The organism is Rhodococcus sp. LW-XY12, assembly GCF_019317345.1.
Lineage (GTDB): Bacteria > Actinomycetota > Actinomycetes > Mycobacteriales > Mycobacteriaceae > Rhodococcus > Rhodococcus pyridinivorans.
In genome coordinates this window covers 1,248,098-1,266,036 of record NZ_CP079225.1, presented here as the reverse complement: position 1 = coordinate 1,266,036, position 17,939 = coordinate 1,248,098, and the positions used below count along the sequence as shown (strand labels likewise).

The 17,939-nt window shown below is 69.0% G+C and carries 12 protein-coding genes; 7 read left to right on the top strand and 5 right to left on the bottom strand.

Features of this window, described 5'->3' with window-relative positions:
- Positions 1-6: 6 nt before the first annotated feature.
- Positions 7-1,026 (bottom strand): NAD(P)-dependent alcohol dehydrogenase, encoded by a 1,020-nt coding sequence (locus KXC42_RS05985; RefSeq protein WP_219130439.1) that lies wholly within the window; start codon positions 1,024-1,026, stop codon positions 7-9.
- Between the two features lie 128 nt (positions 1,027-1,154).
- Between KXC42_RS05985 and KXC42_RS05980 the strand changes: the two genes are divergently transcribed.
- From KXC42_RS05980 to KXC42_RS05950, 7 genes are all read left to right on the top strand, one after another.
- Positions 1,155-2,222: a sugar-binding transcriptional regulator gene (locus KXC42_RS05980; RefSeq protein ID WP_006550638.1), complete on the top strand. Its 1,068-nt coding sequence runs from the start codon at positions 1,155-1,157 to the stop codon at positions 2,220-2,222.
- Between the two features lie 51 nt (positions 2,223-2,273).
- On the top strand, positions 2,274-3,584 hold the full coding sequence (locus KXC42_RS05975) for a sugar ABC transporter substrate-binding protein (protein WP_174556297.1): 1,311 nt from the start codon (positions 2,274-2,276) through the stop codon (positions 3,582-3,584).
- Positions 3,581-4,546, top strand: coding sequence for a carbohydrate ABC transporter permease (locus KXC42_RS05970; RefSeq protein ID WP_006550640.1), 966 nt, complete (start codon positions 3,581-3,583; stop codon positions 4,544-4,546). Before KXC42_RS05975 ends, KXC42_RS05970 begins: the two co-directional genes overlap by 4 nt.
- The gene (locus KXC42_RS05965) at positions 4,543-5,433 is read left to right on the top strand and encodes a carbohydrate ABC transporter permease (protein WP_006550641.1); all 891 of its coding nucleotides are present in this window, start codon (positions 4,543-4,545) and stop codon (positions 5,431-5,433) included. The genes KXC42_RS05970 and KXC42_RS05965 overlap by 4 nt, the downstream gene beginning before the upstream one ends.
- Positions 5,434-5,466: 33 nt before the next feature.
- Positions 5,467-6,546: an ABC transporter ATP-binding protein gene (locus KXC42_RS05960; RefSeq protein ID WP_016693896.1), complete on the top strand. Its 1,080-nt coding sequence runs from the start codon at positions 5,467-5,469 to the stop codon at positions 6,544-6,546.
- Between the two features lie 22 nt (positions 6,547-6,568).
- Positions 6,569-7,123, top strand: coding sequence for a sugar O-acetyltransferase (locus tag KXC42_RS05955; RefSeq protein ID WP_033097265.1), 555 nt, complete (start codon positions 6,569-6,571; stop codon positions 7,121-7,123).
- Positions 7,124-7,199: 76 nt separating this feature from the next.
- A complete protein-coding gene (locus KXC42_RS05950) occupies positions 7,200-7,784 on the top strand; it encodes a hypothetical protein (RefSeq protein WP_228044938.1) in 585 nt (194 codons plus the stop codon).
- Positions 7,785-7,809: 25 nt separating this feature from the next.
- Here KXC42_RS05950 and KXC42_RS05945 read toward each other — a convergent pair whose 3' ends face one another.
- The 4 genes from KXC42_RS05945 to recC form a co-directional block, all read right to left on the bottom strand.
- Positions 7,810-9,237, bottom strand: coding sequence for a lipase maturation factor family protein (locus KXC42_RS05945; protein WP_219130023.1), 1,428 nt, complete (start codon positions 9,235-9,237; stop codon positions 7,810-7,812).
- Between the two features lie 139 nt (positions 9,238-9,376).
- Entirely contained in the window at positions 9,377-11,254 is a 1,878-nt protein-coding gene (gene recD, locus KXC42_RS05940; RefSeq protein WP_037215769.1) for an exodeoxyribonuclease V subunit alpha, read from the bottom strand.
- 8 nt (positions 11,255-11,262) lie between these two features.
- Positions 11,263-14,595, bottom strand: coding sequence for a UvrD-helicase domain-containing protein (locus KXC42_RS05935; protein ID WP_219130022.1), 3,333 nt, complete (start codon positions 14,593-14,595; stop codon positions 11,263-11,265).
- Positions 14,596-14,609: 14 nt separating this feature from the next.
- Positions 14,610-17,903 (bottom strand): exodeoxyribonuclease V subunit gamma, encoded by a 3,294-nt coding sequence (gene recC, locus KXC42_RS05930; protein ID WP_219130021.1) that lies wholly within the window; start codon positions 17,901-17,903, stop codon positions 14,610-14,612.
- Positions 17,904-17,939 lie beyond the last annotated feature (36 nt).

Below are 17,939 nucleotides of genomic sequence, written 5' to 3'. Positions count from 1 at the left end.
GGATCTTCAGTCCTTTCCCGCCGGATCGGTCACGTCCACGACGGCCTTGATGTTTCCGGGTGTCCGATCGGATTCGAGTGCGTCGGCGGTCTTGTCGAGGGGGAACCGGGCGGTGACCATCGAGTCGAGATCGACCCGTCCCGCCCCGAGGAGCGCGAGCGCGGTCGGCCACGTGTTCGCGTAACGGAACACGCCGGTCAGGACCAGTTCGCGGTTCTGGACCCACTGCACCGGCAGGGTCATCGTCTCGGCGCCGGATCCGACGAGGACGACGGTGCCGCCGGGACGGACCGCGCGGATGCCCGAATCGACGGCGGAGGGGGCGCCGGACGCGTCGACGTAGGCGTCCACACGCAGGGCCGACGGGTCGTCGACGCGGGGATCGAGCGCAGCGCTCGCCCCGAACGACAGTGCGGTCTCGCGTCGTCGCTCGTCGAGGTCGGTGACGACGACCTCGACCGCACCGAAGGCGCGCGCGACCTGTGCGACGACGATGCCGACGGGCCCGGCACCGGTGACGAGGACTCGTGAGCCGGCGGTGACACGGGCCTTCCGGACGGCCGCGATACCGACCGACAGCGGCTCGCACAGGGCGGCGGCATCGTCGGACACGGTGTCCGGAACGGGATGCGCGAAGGCCGCCCCGATGGTGACGTACTCGCACAGCGCGCCGTCGACGGGCGGTGTGGCGTAGAAGCGCATGTGCGGGCACAGGTTGTAGTCGCCGCGGCGCGTCTCCTCGGTGAGCGGGTCGGGGCGTTGCGGTTCGATCGAGACCCGCTCGCCGATCCGGCTCTGCGGAACACCGTCCCCGACCGCGACCACGACCCCGGACGCCTCGTGGCCGAGCACGATCGGATCGGTCACGACGAACTCGCCGATACGTCCTTCGCGGTAGTAGTGCGCGTCCGAACCGCACACCCCTACGGTGGTCACCCGGACGAGGACGTCGCCGGGCTCCGGTGCAGGTAGTGGCCTTTCCTGCATCTCGATGCGGCCCGGTTCGAGAAGTACGGCGGCACGCATCGTGTCCGGGAGCGGCGGGCGAACTGTTGTGTGGGTCACACTGTGATGCTAACGTACTGAGCAGATGCACGCACCCCTGAGCAGATGCTCACGAAGCGTCCGAATACTGCTCACACCAAGGAGAGCTCGTGACCGCCCCCGGCCCCACCAACATCCCCGACACGGAGAGCCCGGTAGCCACCGATGATCTCCGTCTCGCCGTGCGGGCCGCGACGCTCTACTACCTCGACGGACTCACGCAGGCCGAGGTGGCGCAGCGTCTCGGCGTCTCCCGTCCCACCGCCGGCCGGCTCGTCGCGCGCGCTCGCGCCCAGGGCCTGGTGCGCATCGAGGTCACCGTGCCACCCGCCTGGCGCGACGACCTGCACGCCGAGACCGAACGGGCACTCGAGGAGCGCTACGGACTCGTCGAGGCCGTGGTGGTCGGGCGCCGGGTCGACGACGCGGGTCCGATCGAGGACTCCGCAAGCTTCACCGCCCTCGGGCGCGCCGCCGCCGGCCTGCTCACCCGCCGTCTCCGCCCCTCCGACACCCTCGGATTCACGTGGGGTCCGGAGACCGTCGCCGTGGCACAGGCCATCCCGTCGGGTGTCGCCAGTTGCGCCACGATCGTCCAACTCGACGGCTCCCTCTCCACGAGCGCCTACCAGACCGGCACCGAGTTCGTCCTCGGCCGCTGCGCCGAACAGCTTCGGGCGCAACCGCTCCGGCTTCCCACACCGCTGTACGCCGATCCGTCCACGGTCGCGTCGATGCGCGCCGACTCGTTGATCTCCCGCACGCTCGAGGTCGGGCGCCGCGCGGAGGCGATGATCTTCGGTGTGGGCGCCGTGTCGACCTCGACCACCCTGTTCGAGGGCAGCTTCCTCGACACCACGATGCTCCACGAACTCGACGGCCTCGGTGCGGTCGGTGAGATCGGCGGCCGGTTCTTCCGTGCCGACGGCACCGCCGTGCACGGCGAACTCGAAAGCCGCACCATGTCGGTACCTCTCGACGACGTCCGCGACTGCCCCGCCACGATTCTCGTCACCGGCGGACAGTCCAAGCACCGCGCTGTACTCGGTGCTCTCCGAGGCGGTCTCGCGAACATGCTCGTCTGCGACATCGCGTGCGCCCAGTACCTGCTCGACCATCCCGACCAACGCCCTCGAGAACGGCACCCCGAAGGACGAGGCACCACCGAAATGAGGTAGACCATCGTGCCTACAGCAAGAAGATCCATCCGCGCGGCCGCGGCAGGAGCCGTGGCCCTGAGCGTCGCACTGACCGGTTGTGCCGGTGCAGGATCAATCGGTACGTCCGGCCGCACCGTCACCATCGCGATGGTGTCGAACTCCCAGATGCAGGACGCACAGCAACTCGCGTCGCAGTTCGAGGCCGAGAACCCGGAGATCGACCTGAAGTTCGTCACCCTCTCCGAGAACCAGGCCCGCGCCAAGATCACCGCGTCCACGGCGATGGGCGGTGGCGAGTTCGACGTCGTGATGATCAGCAACTACGAGACTCCCCAGTGGGCGGAGTACGGCTGGCTCACGAATCTGTCACCGTACATCGAGCAGACCGACGGCTACGACGCCGACGACATCATTCCCTCGCTGCGCGAAGCACTCTCGTACGAGGGCGATCTGTACTCGGTGCCCTTCTACGGCGAATCGTCGTTCCTCATGTATCGCAAGGACCTGTTCGAACAGGCCGGCATCACGCTGTCCGACCCGCCGACCTGGACCGAGGTCGCCGAGGCCGCAGCGCAACTCGACAGCCCCGACATCAACGGCATCTGCCTGCGCGGCAAGCCCGGCTGGGGTGAGCTGCTCGCACCGCTCGACACCGTCATCAACACCTTCGGCGGACGGTGGTTCGACGAGAACTGGAACGCACAGCTGAACAGTCCCGAGGTACGCGAAGCGGTGCAGTTCTATGTCGACCTCGTCCGCGAGTACGGTCAGCCCGGTGCCGCGACGAGCGGATTCAGCGAGTGCGCCACGCAACTCGCGCAGGGCCGGGTCGCCATGTGGTACGACTCCACCTCCGCCGTCTCGACCCTCGAGGATCCCGCGTCGAGCAACGTCGTCGGGAAGATCGGCTACGCGGCCGCGCCCGTCCAGGAGAAGGACCCCTCGGGCTGGCTCTACACCTGGTCGCTCGGCATCCCCGCGAGCAGCGAACACACCGAGGACGCCTGGAAGTTCATCTCGTGGATGACCGACCAGCAGTACCTGCGCACCGTCGGCGAGCAACTCGGCTGGGAGCGGGTGCCGCCGGGCAGCCGACTGTCGACCTACGAGATCCCCGAATACGCCGAGGCCGCCGCGGCCTACGGCCCGATCACCCTCGAATCCATCGAGGGAGCCGACCAGCAGAACCCCACGGTCGACCCCGTCCCGTACACGGGCATCCAGTTCGTGGCCATCCCCGAGTTCCAGGATCTCGGCACCCGGGTCAGCCAGCAGATCAGCGCCGCCATCGCCGGACGGCAGAGCGTCGAGGACGCCCTCGACCAGGCACAGAAGTACGCCGAGGCCGTCGGCGCGACCTACCGGGAGAAGACGTCATGACCGCACCTGCAGCGCAGCGTCCCGCACCGGACGCCGACGAGCGCATCCGCGCCGTACGGGAAGCGAAGGAGGAGCAGATCTCCCGCGCCGAGGGATGGCGCCGGCGCGGCCCCCTGCTCCCGGCCCTGATCTTCACGATCGTTGTCACACAGATCCCGTTCCTGTTCACGCTGTACTACTCGACCCAGTCCTGGAACCTCGTCAGCCCCGGCTCCCGCCGGTTCGTCGGACTCCAGAACTACGTCGATGTCTTCCAGGACAGCCAGTTCTGGCAGGTCACCCTGAACACGGTGATCCTCATCGTCGGCACGGTCCTGATCTCCGTGATACTCGGGCTGCTTCTTGCGCTCCTGCTCGACCGGGCGTTCCTCGGCCGCGGTATCGCACGGACCCTGCTCATTACGCCGTTCCTCGTCACCCCGGTCGCCAGTGCACTGATCTGGAAGACGTCGATGTTCGATCCCGTTTTCGGCATCGTCAACTTCGTTCTCTCCCCCTTCGGATTGGGAGAGGTGGACTGGATCAGCCGGTTCCCGCTCCCGGCCGTGATGGTCGCGCTGGTGTGGCAGTGGACGCCGTTCATGATGCTGCTCATCCTCGCCGGCCTGCAGTCGATGCCCCGCGACATCCTCGAGGCCGGCCGCGTCGACGGCGCCGGAGCCTTCGCACTGTTCCGCGAACTGACGCTGCCGCATCTGCGCCGGTTCATCGAACTCGGCACCGTTCTCGGCGCGATCTACCTGGTGAACACGTTCGACGCGATCTACATGATGACCCAGGGCGGACCCGGCACGGCCAGCTCCAACCTGCCGTTCTACATCTACCAGCGCGCGTTCCTCGGCTTCGACATCGGCCAGGCCGCGGCAATGGGTGTCGTGGTCGTCATCGGCACGATCGTCATCGCCACCTTCGCGCTGCGCCTGATCTTCACATCGTTCACCGGCAAGGAGGAAGCGGCATGAGCACCACGGCCACGCAGCCGCAGGCTTCGGACACCACGGCACCCACCGGCCGTGTCATGCGCACGGCCCGGAAGCGCAAGAACCGCAAGTTCAATCCCTGGGGTGTGGTCGCGTGGATCGCCGCCATCGGATTCTTCTTCCCGGTCTTCTGGATGGTGCTCACCGCCTTCAAGCAGGAGGCCGACGCCTACTCCGACCCACCGAAGTTCTTCTTCACCCCCACCCTCGACCAGTTCCGGGCGGTGTTCGAGACCGGAGTGGGCACGGCCCTGCTCAACTCGGCCTTCGCCACGATCGTCTCGACGGTGCTGGTCCTGCTGCTCGGCGTGCCGGCGGCCTTCGCGCTGTCGCTGCGGCCGGTGAAGAAGACCAAGGACGTGCTGTTCTTCTTCATCAGCACGAAGATGCTGCCCATCGTCGCGGCGATCATCCCGCTCTACGTGATCGTCGCGAACGTCGGCCTGCTCGACAACATCTGGGCCCTGATCATCCTGTACACGGCGATGAACCTGCCCATCGCGGTGTGGATGATGCGGTCGTTCTTCCTCGAGGTCCCGGGCGAGCTGCTCGAGGCGGCGAGCATGGACGGCGCGAGCCTGTGGACGGCGGTGCGCGAGCTGATCCTGCCGCTCGTCTCCCCCGGCATCGCTGCGACCGCCCTGATCTGCGTGATCTTCTCGTGGAACGAGTTCTTCTTCGCCGTCAACCTGACCGCTGTTCAGGCGCAGACAATTCCCGTCTTCCTCGTCGGCTTCATCACCGGTGAGGGCCTGTACTGGGCCCGGCTGTCCGCCGCCGCGACGATGGCGGCGCTGCCCGTCGTGCTCGCGGGCTGGCTCGCCCAGAACAAGCTCGTGCGCGGCCTGTCGTTCGGCGCCATCAAGTAGACCCGATTCCTTTTACCAGCAAGGACTTCCATCATGGCCGACATCACCTACCGCAACGCCTCGTGCATCTACGAGAACTCCGACACCTTCGCGGTCGATTCGCTGAACCTCGACATCGAGGACGGTGAGTTCGTGGTCCTCGTCGGACCGTCCGGATCCGGCAAGAGCACCGCGCTGCGCATGCTCGCCGGGCTCGAGGACATCGACGAGGGGTCGATCTCCATCGGCGGCAAGGACATGACCGGTGTGCCGTCGAAGGACCGCGACATCGCGATGGTCTTCCAGAACTACGCGCTGTACCCGAACAAGACGGTCGCCGAGAACATGGGCTTCGCTCTGAAGATGCGCGGTGTGAGCGCGGACGAGCGTCGCCGCAAGGTCGAGGAAGCGGCGAAGATCCTGGACCTGACTCAGTTCCTCGACCGCAAGCCCGCCAAGCTGTCCGGTGGTCAGCGCCAGCGCGTCGCGATGGGACGCGCGATCGTGCGCGAGCCACAGGTGTTCTGCATGGACGAGCCGTTGTCGAACCTCGATGCGAAGCTGCGCGTGCAGACTCGCACCGAGATCGCGGCGCTGCAACGCCGTCTCGGCACCACCACCGTCTACGTCACCCACGACCAGGTCGAGGCGATGACGATGGGCGATCGCGTCGCCGTCCTGAAGAACGGAGTGCTGCAGCAGTTCTCCAGCCCCACCGAACTCTACGACCGTCCCGCCAACGCGTTCGTCGCCGGTTTCATCGGCTCACCGTCGATGAACCTGCTCCGCGCGAAGGTCGTCGACGACGGAGTCGTCGTGGGCAGCACCGTCATCCCCGTCGAACGCGACCGCATCGCGCGACTGCACTCCGCAGGCATCGAGGAGGTCACCGCCGGGATCCGGCCGGAGGACTTCGAGATCGCCGACGAGGGCGTCGAAGCCGTCGTCGAACTCGTCGAGGAACTCGGCAGCGAGTCGTACCTGTACACGCGGGTGCCCGGCACCGGCAATCAGGTGGTCGCGCGGGCCCTCGTCCGCACCCCCGCACGCCTCGCCGACACCGTGCACCTGCGCAAGCGCGAAGGTACGGTGCACCTGTTCCACGTCGACACCGGAGAGCGAGTGGGCGACTGACCCGGCGACGGAAGGATCCTCAGTGGGCGAGCAGAAGGAACGGATGCTGGCCGGCGAACTCTACATCGCCGACGACCCCGAACTCGCCGCCGACGCGCTGCGGGCAGCGCTGCTGACCGAGAAGTACAACGCGTCGAGTGCAGCGGATACGGATGCGCGTCGCGCACTCCTCGAGGAGTTGTTCGACTCGATCGGTGACGACGTGGAGATCCGGCCGCCACTGCAGGTGGACTACGGGTATCGGATCACCGTGGGGGACGGGACATTCGTCAACTTCGGCGCGATCATGCTCGACGTCGCGCCGATCACGATCGGCTCGGACGTGCAGATCGGCCCGAACGTGCAACTCCTCACCCCCACTCATCCCCTCGATCCCGATCTCCGCCGCGCGAAGTGGGAATCGGCGCAACCCATCACGATCGGCGACAACGTGTGGCTCGGCGGTGGCGCAATCGTCGGACCGGGCGTCACTATCGGCGAGAACACGGTCGTGGGAGCCGGCGCGGTGGTCACCCGCGACCTGCCGCCGAACGTCGTGGCGACGGGCGTACCTGCTCGGGTGACGCGCCGGCTCTGAGCCGATCGAAGCCACCGCCTCCGAGTCGATCGGAGCGGAACTTGCGTCGATCCCGACGCTCGCTATGCTGCCCCGCATGATCAGTCGCCGCGCACGCCTCGTCAGCTTCGTCGTCGTCGCGGGTGCGGCACTCGTCGCGGCAGGGTGTTCGCGCAGCGTGGAGGGTGAGGCCACCGCATCCGAAGCACCCCCCGAGCCGTCGAGCACCACGGCGACCTCGTCGGCGCCGACCACGACCGCGACCACCACGGCCGCACCGAAGCCGGTCGACCCCGACGACTACGCGGCGACCAGCGAGGGCGTGTACTACTTCGCCTCGCCGGGCGGGCAGTTCGGATGCGCCATCCTCGTCCACACCGCCCCCCTGACGGGCTGCCAGGGCACGATGCCGGCGAGTGCACCCCGGGTCCCCGGCAGCGGCGCGCCCGACGTGCTGGTGCCCGCGAACGCCCTGATGCTCGAAGGGGACGGCCCCGGAGAGTGGGTCAGCATCGGCGACATCGCGTTCACGGATCTCGGAGGTGCCCCGAATACGCTGCCCCACGGCAGCACTCTCACCGTTGATCCGTTCACGTGCACCGTCGACGAGAAGACCGCTGTCACGTGCGAGACGGACACCCATGGCTTCACCGTGTCGGAGACCGGTGGCGAGGTGTGGTGACCGCATCGGCGATCAAGGAGCGCGGTCAGGGCAGGTCGTCCCGCGCCATCGGCATCATGAAATCGCCGATCTCGTCCCGCATCCACCACTGGCGCGTCGCGCGTCGTTCGGCGCGCGTGGCGAAGCGGTAGCGGAACAGGCGGGCCCGCACCAGACGGGGCGGGTCGTCCGGGAACGGGTTGTGCCGGAGCAACTTCACGGTGGCCGGATCGTTCTCCAGCAGTTTTCCCGCGAACCGCGGGAACCACCCCGCGGCGTAGTCGCGCGAGATCCCCGCGAACCACATCAACCAGTCCAGACGCAGGTGGTACGGCGCGTACTGACGAGGCCTGCGATACACGTCGCCCGGTTTGCCCTTGAACTCGTACTCGCGCCACTCCGTCGCCGGTGTCACCACCGCATCGGTGGTGCCTTCGACGATCACTTCCCGCCGGGTGCGTGTGACGGTGCCGAACGCGCCGTAGGTGTTCACGAAGTGCCACTTGTTGAACGAGGCGTTCATCGCCTGCCGATGCGACATCAGATTCGACACCGGCCAGTAGCTGAGCACCGCGACCAGCACGGTCAGCGCCACCACGGCGACGGTGAACGCGATCGGTGTCGGACCGTAGGTCGTGGTGGAGTCGATCAGCAACCCGTAGAAGCTGTCGGGCACCACCGACAGCGCGATGACGATGGTGATCCAGTTGAGCCACGCGAAATTGCCGCTCGTCACCAGCCACAACTGCGTGACGATCATGATCAGTGCGGCGATCCCGGCGACCGGTTGCGGCAGGAACAATCCGAACGGCACGACGAGTTGGGTGAAGTGGTTACCCGCCACCTCCACCTTGTGCAGCGGCCGCGGGATCAGGTGGAAGTAGCGGCTGAGCGGGCCGGGCATCGGCTGGGTTTCGTGGTGGTAGTACAGGCACGTCAGATCGCGCCAGCACCGGTCGCCACGCATCTTGATCAGTCCGGCACCGAACTCCAGGCGAAACAGCAACCAGCGCAGCAGGATCAGCACGAGCAGCGGAGGCGCGGTATCGGCGTTGCCCAGGAAGATCGCGAGCACACCGCCCTCGAGCAGCAGCGACTCCCAGCCGAACGAGTACCAGACCTGGCCGACGTTGACGATCGACAGGTACAGCAGCCACATCACGAACCACACGAGCATGCAGACCACGAGCGGCAACTGCTCGGTGACACCGAGCACCGTCACCACCGACAACACGAGACCCACCGCGGCAACCGCGGTGAACAGAGCGTCGGAGTATCTCCAGTGGAACAGGCTCGGCGACTGCCGGAACGATGTGAGCGCCAGGAAGCGCGGGGCGGGAAGGATGCCGCGTTCGCCGATCAGCGCCCGGAACTGCAGCAGGGCCGCGAGGAAAGCCACGGCGTACAGCACCGCGAGTCCACGGGTGACCAGCAGCCGCCCGATCGTGTACCCGTCCGCGTCCAACCAGCCCATCGCTCGGCTCGTTCGTCGTCTGTCGTGCGCGCCATCTCGAGCATGCCACGTCCGGTTCGCCGACGGAGACAGTGTTGCGACGATGGGTCGACGGGATCGGGCCTCGTCCTCACTCGATACGGGTGCGGAGACGGACCGGCTACACGCGGATCTCCCGCCGCAGCCCACTCGCTCGGAGCACCTGCCGTGCCACGCCCGCGCGTACCGCATCCTCGGTCCCGATGATCCGCACGTGCGACCGCGCACGCGTGATCGCGGTGTACAGCAGTTCGCGGGTGAGCAGCGCCGATCCGGAATCGGGCAGCACCACCGAGACGGTGCCGTACTGACTGCCCTGGCTGCGGTGGATCGTCATCGCGTAGACGGTGCTCACCGCCGGGAGCTGACTCGGGCGCAGTTCGAACGGCGTCTCGCCGCGTGCGAACGCCGCGACGAGTTCGTCGCCGCGCCGCACGACCACGCCGGTGTCGCCGTTGTAGATCTGCATGTCGTGGTCGTTCGCGGTGACGAGCAACGGTCGGCCCGGATACCAGCTCTCGGGATCGAGTCGCTGCCCCGCGGCCTCCCCGATCCACTCGGCGGCCTGCCGCGCCCACCACTGCACGCCGGCCGGGCCGTCGCGGTGCGCGCACAGCAACCGATGTTCCTCGAACCGCTTCAGCGCCGTCTCGACGTCCCCCGTCTCGGCGGACTTGGTGACCTCAGCGGCGGAGCGGACGATGTCGTCGCGTAGGGCGTCGAGGTCGGAGGGGGCCACGAACGAGACCTCCGGGTCGCCCCTGCGCAGGATGTCGAGCACCTCGTCGCCGGCGCCCTTACGGACGGCCACCGCCAGCTCGGCGATCGCACCACCGAAGCGGCGGCCGCGACTCAGCCGCACGACACCGCCACCGAGCCGGGCGCGTTGGGCCGGAGTGAAGGCCGCCTCGGCGGGGTCGTCGGCGGCCGCCACATCGCGGGCGACGACCCGTTCGAAGACCGGATCGAGGGTGCCGCTGACCGGGCGCCCCACGAGGTCGGCAAGCACCGCACCGGCGTCGACCGAGGCGAGCTGGTCGGGGTCGCCCACGAGGACGAGCCGGGTGTCGGGCCGCACCGCCTCGAGCAGGCGGCACATCATCGTCAGCGACACCATCGACGTCTCGTCGACGACGATCACGTCGTACGGCAGGTGGTTGCCCGCGTGGTAGCGGAAGCGGGTGCGGCCGCGCTGCCAGCCGAGCATCCGGTGCACGGTCATGGCGGTGAGATTCGGCGGCAGACCCAGCTCGGTCTCCTGCTCGCGCACCGATTCCTGGAGGCGCGCAGCGGCCTTGCCGGTGGGAGCGGCCAGGCCGATGCGCAGTTCGTGTCCGTACAGGCGGGTGAGCAGCGCGAGGATCCGCGCCACGGTGTGGGTCTTGCCGGTGCCCGGCCCGCCCGCGATCACCGTGGTCGGTCGGGTGGCGGCGAGTGCCGCCGCGACGCGCTGACGATCGGGTGCCGGCGCGGGCCGGGAGGGATCCTCGGGATGGTGGAACAGCTCGTCGAGTGTCGCCGCGATGCGCTCCTCGTCGAGGTCGGGGAACGTCGCCGTGCGCTCGGCGAGCACCCGGCGGATCGTCTGCTCCTGCCGGAAGTACCGGTCGAGATACAGCAGCGGACCTTCGGCGGTATCGACGAGACGCAGCGGACGCAGAGGTCCGCGGTCGCCACCGACCACGAGGGGGCTGCGACGCAGCGCCGCGAGCACGTCCTCGTCGCGAGGCCACGGCAGGCTCGCGGGGTCGACGACGGGATGGCCGTCCGCGTCCTCGTCGACCGTGACCTCGCGGAAACGGGTGAGGTCGAGGCACACCGACCCGGATCGCACGGCACGCACTGCCAGCGCGGTGGCGAGATGCACGTGCGGGTCGTCCTCGCCGCCGAGCGCCGCGAGTCGCAGGGCGACGTGCACGTCGGCGGCGGAGAGTGCGCCCACCTCGTTGAACTGCCGCAGAGCGCCCTTGCCGCGCTGGGCGATCCGAACGTCGGTCATGGACTCGATCACGAAATCATGGCCTTTCCGGCGAGGAGGTCGGACAGGTCGGTGACGAGATCGGCCGGCGGATGCCAGTCGAACACGCCACTGCCGGGTGGACTGTCCGGTCCGGCCATGCCGCGGACGAACAGGTACTGCACACCACCGAGGTGGACGTGCGGGTCGTAGTCGCGCATCCGCCACCGCAGATAACGGTGCAGGGCAACGGAATAGAGCAGAGCCTGCATCGGATAGTGCGCGCGGAGCATCTCCGCCGCCATCGACTCGCGGGTGTAGTGGGCGGTGGTCAGTTCGTCGACGGGCGCGAGCCGGTTGGTCTTGTAGTCGACGACGACGAATCGCGGACCGTCGGTGCGCAGCACGGCGTCGATACTGCCGTTGAGGTAACCCCGCAGCGGCACGGACTCGAGGGTGCGCACCAGATCGGCGTAGGTCGCCATCGGATCGTCGGCGGGCAGGTGCCGGCGCAGCAACCCACCGACCGCGTCGAGGGTGACGGTGACGGGCACCGGGCTGTCGCCTCCGGTGAGCGGCAACTCGAAGTCGAGTTCGGAAAGCCGGTCGGACGGCGTGAAGTCGGCGAGGGTCCGGCCGAGTGGCCCGAGCGGGGTGCGCATCACCGGGAGCAACGCCGCCGCGAGCTGGACGGGGTCGATCGGCGACATCTGGCGTCGCACCGTCTCGTGGCAGCAGTCGAGCAGTTCGGCCTCGAGGTCGGCGGCGGAGGTGTCGACGACCTCGAGGACGGCGTGCACCAGCGTGCCGAAGATCGTGCCGCCGGGCAGTCCGTTCATCGGTGACGGAATGCCTTCGCGCGCCGCTTCCGGTGCGCTCAGCGGAGGCTCGGCAGGCTCGTCGGTCGTCACCGGTTCCTCCACCTCACCGCTCACCACGGGCGCATCGTGCACCGAGGCGGTGAGCGCCGAATAGGAGGTCCTGCGCCAGTTCTCGTCGACGACCCGATCGAAGCGCGCGGCGGCGAGTGGGCCGGTCTCCACGCGGGGGCGGGTCCAGCGCAACACCGGAATCGGGTGCGGCCCGACCGCTTCGGCGGCGATGACCCCGTCGGCGCGCGCGGCCCACCGGTCGAATTCCTCGGCCATGGCCTCGTCGTGGCCGATCCGGCCTTCCGCGGAGACCTCTGCCGAACCGGGATCGCGGGCGAACAGCAACCGGTGCAGCGGAGACCGCGAGGTGGGGGTGGACGGCGCCCACCAGAGGGTGAGCGCACACTGCGCGCGCGTCACCGCCACGTACAGCAGGCGCAGTTCCTCTCCCGCCTCCTCGAGTTCGTGCTGACGCCGCCGCGCGACATAACCGGGACCGCTCTTGCCGCCCACATCGAGGATGCGTCGGCCGTTCTCGTGCAGCAGCAGCTTGTCGGGCTCGGGGTTCTTCGCGGCATCCCACCCGTACGGGACGTGGACGACGGGGAATTCGAGTCCCTTGCTGCCGTGCACGGTGAGGATCTGGACCGCCGCGGCGTCGCTGTCGAGGCGCCGGATCCGGTCGGCTCCGCCTCGGTCGGGGTCGTTGATGCGATCCTCGAGCCAGCGGGTGAGTGCGGCCAGCCCCAGCGACTGTGCCGAGGCGACGTCCTCGAGCAGCTGTGCGACGTGCCGGATGTCTGTGAGGGTGCGTTCCCCGGACGGCTGATCGAGGAGGCGGGCCTCGACCGAACCGAAGGACGCGAGGCGTTCGAAGACGGCGGCGAAGCCGGTGCGGGCGTAGACGTCGTTCAGTTCGCGGAGCAGTCCGCCGACCTCCACGACCAGCGCTTCGCCCTCCGAATCGATGTCGGTCATCGTGCGGCCGAGCAGCGGGGTGAGCGCGGCGAGCCGGACGCGATCGGCGCGATGGGGCTGCTCGAGCGCATAGAGAACCCACAGCCAGTGCTGTGCGGACGGTGTGGCGAACACACTCGTGCCCCCGGCGACCACGCACGGCACGTTCGCCTTCGTCAGCGCGTCGTGGACGAGCGTCACCTGTTTGTGTTTGCGCACGAGGACCGCGATGTGCCCGGGTTGCACACGCTCGGGCCCGGAACCGAGGTCGACGGTGACGTTCTCGTCGTCGAGCAGGCGCACGATGTCGGCCGCCACGTCGCGAGCGACCCGCCCACGTAAGCCGTCGAGGTTCTGCGGGAAACCCCAGTCGTTGAGCGGACCGGCACCGGCGCGGGGCAGGTGACGCACCCGCAGGGGCGCGATACCCGAGAGCCGGGAATCGGCGGCTGCCGCCTTCACCGGGTTCACCACGATGCGGGGATCACCGAGAGCCGCACCGAGATGGACGTGTTCGAGCGCCCGGACGAGATCGCCGTCGCTGCGCCAATTGGTGGTCAGCTCGCAGTAGGTGTCGGATTCGGAGACGGCGTCGAGATAGCTGAGCACCTCCGCGCCGCGGAAGGCGTAGATCGCCTGTTTCGGGTCGCCGACGAGCACGAGCGTGCTGTGCCCGTGGAACGCCCGGCGCAGGATCTCCCACTGCTTGGGGTCGGTGTCCTGGAACTCGTCGACGAGGACGACGGAGAAGCGCGCACGCATCCGCCGGCAGGCGGCGTCGCCGTGCTCCGGATCGCCGAGCACCGCGTGCAGTAGGGACAACTGGTCGTCGAAGTCGCGCAGTCCGAGCCGGCGCTTGCGCCGTTCGACCTCCTCGCGGACCGCACGCGCGAATTCCACACGCTCGCCTGCCGCGGTGCCGTCGGCGTCGTTCGGTGCGAGTTCGGCCTGCGGGTCGAAGATTGCCTCCTTCGCGGCGACGGCCGCCTCGGCGTAGGTGATGGGGGCCTGTCCCCTGCCGTAGCGCCGCAGGTAGAGATCGTCGACGACCTCCACCCGCAGGTCGTCGACGTCCTCGACGACCGTGACGTCGGGTTCGCGTTCACCGGCGATCCCGAGTTCGTCGAGCATGCGGCGGCAGAAGCCGTGCGTGGTGGAAATGGTGCCGGAGTCGAAGTCGGACAACGCCTGTCGTAGGCGGGCCCGCCGCGCGTCGACGTCCTCGCTCGCGAGATGACGGACGAGCATGTCGGTGCTCGCCCGCGCACTCTCGGGATCGGCGAGGGCGGTGGCGACCTGCGCGAACCGGTTCCGGGTACGTTCGCGCAGTTCCTGCGTCGCAGCCCGGCTGAAGGTGACGAGCAGCAGATCCGACAGGTGGGCGCGCCCTTCGGCGACGAACCGGGTGGCGAGCCCGACGATCGCGTACGTCTTCCCCGTTCCCGCGCTGGCCTCGAGAACGGTGGTGCCGCTCGGGAGCCGGCCGAGCAGATCGAAGCCTGCCGGCGGCGGACCGCCCGCGGCGCGCAAATCGGTGATGGCGGTATCGGGCACGCTGCGTCCTTCTCTCACGGGCGTCCCTGGTTCTCGGAGGCGAGCAGGGGTTCCCACAACCGTCGGGCGAGCACACCGAAACGGGTGGGCTCGTCGAACCAGCCGGCCTCGACACCCTCCGGTGCGTCGGCGGTGAGCTGCCCGAACGTGACGTCGGGCCCGTACAGATACTGCACGTGACGGTCCTTGCCGTCGCCGAACGCGCCACCGAACGCCTTCCCGGCGGCCGACAGTGCCATCTCCACGGAATCACCGCGGTGGCGGCGATCGGCGTACTCGGCCGACGCGCCCGTCACGAGCGGCAGCGGCCGGCACAGTCCACGATCGCGCAGATCGACGAGTGCGGCGAGCAGCGCGACGGGATCGGCGGGAGCCAGAAGGGTCGAGCGCCAGGCCGGATACGAGCGCGAACGGCTGCGCCCGGTGGTCACCGCACGCCACTGTCCGGGATGACCCGAGGCGACGACGGCGAGCAACCGGATCCATGCTTCCAGCCGGTGTTTCGGGGACAGCTTGGAATAGGTGCTGCGGGCCAGTACCTCGCCGTGTACACCTCCGACGGTGCCGGTGAGCCGACGACCGTCGCCGAGATCGACGCGGATGTCGACGGTGCGGGCCTGCCCGGTGTGCACACCGGCGCAGGCGTGCACGAGGCGGTCGACGTTGTCGCTCACCTCGTCGAGGGTCCTGCGGCCGAGCGCGAACGGCGGGAGCGTGCCGCGACGCCATTCCGCGTCCTGGAAGGCACCCGCGGACATGCCCGCCAATCGCGCTTCGAGCATGCGGTCGCCCAGTTGCCACTGGGCGAGACCGTCGAGTTCGACGTCGAGTGCGTCGGCGATGCCCTCGTCGGTGTCGGGGATCCGCAGACCGAGTCGCTGCCGGAGGAATCCCTGCGTCGGATGTGTCAGGAAGGAAACGAGTTCGTCGAGATCGACATCGGTGCGTGCCGGGGCCGGAAGGTCGTCGACGAGGAGCGCACCCGACCGGTCGCGCTCCACCGAACCTCCTTGTCCGGCACGGGCTCCCGCGAGTGCGGTGACACCGAACCCGAACGGGTCGTCGGCCCGGAAATTGCGCGGATCGAAGGGCTGCAGGGGATGTCGCCGCACGATGCGCTCGTCGTCGACGTCGACTCCCGTCATCGTCGACACCACGTCGCGCACCTCGGTGAGCGGAATCGCCGGTGGGCGCAGTGCTCCGGTGACGGCGTCGGCGCCGGTGTGGAACAACAGCACACGCTCCTCCGCGGCCATCAGCGCGTCGAGCAGCAGCTGCCGGTCCTCGCTGCGCGGATCACGCTCTCCCACACAGGGATTCTGGGTCAGGACATCGTCGCCGTCGATGTGGGCCGTGCGAGGGAAGACGTCGTCGTCGAGACCGAGGAGAACCACCACGCGATGGGGCACCGAGCGCATCGGCACCATCGTGCACACGGTCAGTTCGCCGGTACGGAAGTTCGAGCGCGACGGACGCCCGGCGAGCCGGGAGGAGAGCATGGACCGGACGTCGCTCAGGGACAACTGCGTGTCGCCGGCGTGCGCGACGGCGTCGCCGATCTCGCGCCGCGCGCGGGTGAGCTGCCATGCGTCGGCGGCGGGAACGTCGGCGAGCAGATCGATGCCGTAACCGAGTTCGTCCGACCACCGCCCCGCCGGGTGCGGGCCGCGCAGCCGGAGCAGCACCACCGTCAGCCGGTCGATGAACTCGGCGAACCGCCCGGCGAGGTCGATGTCGTTGCTGTCGACGTCGTCGAGGGGCAGCGACAGGGACAGCCACTCCCCGTCCGCGCCGTCTGCGGCGACACCGAGCAGGATACGGTCGAGTGCCGCACCGAAAGTGTTCTGCATGAAGTCGCCGAGACCGAAACTCTTGCGCTGCCACGGGCCGAGACCCCAACGGGCACCGGTCTCGGTGGTCCACTCCTGCAGGCGTTCGAGTTCGTCGTCGTCGAATCCGAACTTGCGGCGCACCGGAGCCGACGCGGCGAGGTCGAGGACTTCGCTGGCGGTGACCCGGCCGTCGGCGAGCGCGAGCAGTTCGGACACCACCGCAAGGATCGGATCGGTGCGGCGCAGGCCGCGATCGGCGAGACGGACCCGCAGCGTGTGGCCGGGATGCTCGCCGACCCCGGCACCGAAGGCGGCATGGACGAGCGGCGCGTACGTCTCGACGTCGGGGCACATGACGACGACGTCGCGCGGTTCGAGCGTGGGGTCATCGCGGAACAGGTGCAGCAGGCACTCTCGGAGCACCTCGACCTGCCGGGTGGGGCCGTGGCAGGCATGGATCATCACGGTCCCGTCGGGCGCGGCCGATCCGTGTGCGGGGGCGCGGTCGTCGCGGAGATCGGCCTGCAACCGGCCGAGGAGCGTCGCCGGCGGCCGGGGTGAGGGATGCGGAAGGTCGGTGCACTCGAGGCCGGAGAGCCGGCTCTGAAGTTCGCGCACGTCGCGGCCGAGCGCGGCCAGCAGCGGGTGCTGCACCCCGAGAGCGCTGTGGTCGTCGGCGCGACGCATCGACTCCGGACGCCGGGTCAGTCCGTCCCACATCACCGGGCTCGGATGCGGAAGCCAGATGTGCACGTCGCGGTGGTGCCCGAGCGCGGTCAGCACCTCGACGAGGACGGTGTCGAGGCGGGTGGGACCGAAGATCGAGAGTCGTTCGGGCAGGTCGACGACGTCGGGGTCGTCTCGCAGCCGGCCGCACAGTTCGTCGAGTCGCTGCGACGGGCTGTCGACGCCGATGCGGGCGCGCAGCCGTCGCCACAGCTCGGCTTGCCAACGCAGATGGTCGTCGAGAGGCGCACCCGTGCCGTCGGTGTCGTTCCCCGCCGCCCACTGGGAGATCATCCCGGGGCGCTGGAGTCCGTAACTGCGGAGAAGGCCGGTGAGATGCGCTGCGGTGGCGTACCGGCGTCCGGCCCGGTGGTCGTCGGCGCCGTGACCGAGATGCCGCGCGAGGGTGGCGCACCACGGTTCGCCGACGCACTCGTCGATCACCCCGAGCAGCGACCACAACATGCGGGAGGGATGCCACGGATCGTCGTCGGCGGTGATGCCGGAGGCCTCGGCGAGCGCTTCGTCGACGAGGCGGGACGGGGACGGGAAGTCGATGTTGGCGGCCACCCCGTCGCCGGCGGAGGAACCGAGCATTCCCGACAACCGCTGGGTGAGCCATCTTTCGACACCGCGCGCGGGCACCGCGACGACCTCCCGCGCGAACGGATCGTCGAGGGGCTCGGCGAGCACCTCGGCCAGCGCATCCGCCAGGATGCCGGTGCGCTCGGCACGGTGCAGTATCAGCACGCGTCGCTCCCCCTCGTCGTCGCTCGTTCCCGTCCG

Bases quoted from the DNA above. Each gene is read 5' to 3' on its own strand.
- KXC42_RS05965 (WP_006550641.1), top strand. From the start codon at position 4,543: ATGAGCACCACGGCCACGCAGCCGCAGGCTTCGGACACCACGGCACCC.
- KXC42_RS05985 (WP_219130439.1), bottom strand. From the start codon at position 1,026: ATGCGTGCCGCCGTACTTCTCGAACCGGGCCGCATCGAGATGCAGGAA.
- recD (WP_037215769.1), bottom strand. From the start codon at position 11,254: ATGACCGACGTTCGGATCGCCCAGCGCGGCAAGGGCGCTCTGCGGCAG.
- KXC42_RS05970 (WP_006550640.1), top strand. From the start codon at position 3,581: ATGACCGCACCTGCAGCGCAGCGTCCCGCACCGGACGCCGACGAGCGC.
- KXC42_RS05945 (WP_219130023.1), bottom strand. From the start codon at position 9,237: ATGGGCTGGTTGGACGCGGACGGGTACACGATCGGGCGGCTGCTGGTC.
- KXC42_RS05960 (WP_016693896.1), top strand. From the start codon at position 5,467: ATGGCCGACATCACCTACCGCAACGCCTCGTGCATCTACGAGAACTCC.
- KXC42_RS05950 (WP_228044938.1), top strand. From the start codon at position 7,200: ATGATCAGTCGCCGCGCACGCCTCGTCAGCTTCGTCGTCGTCGCGGGT.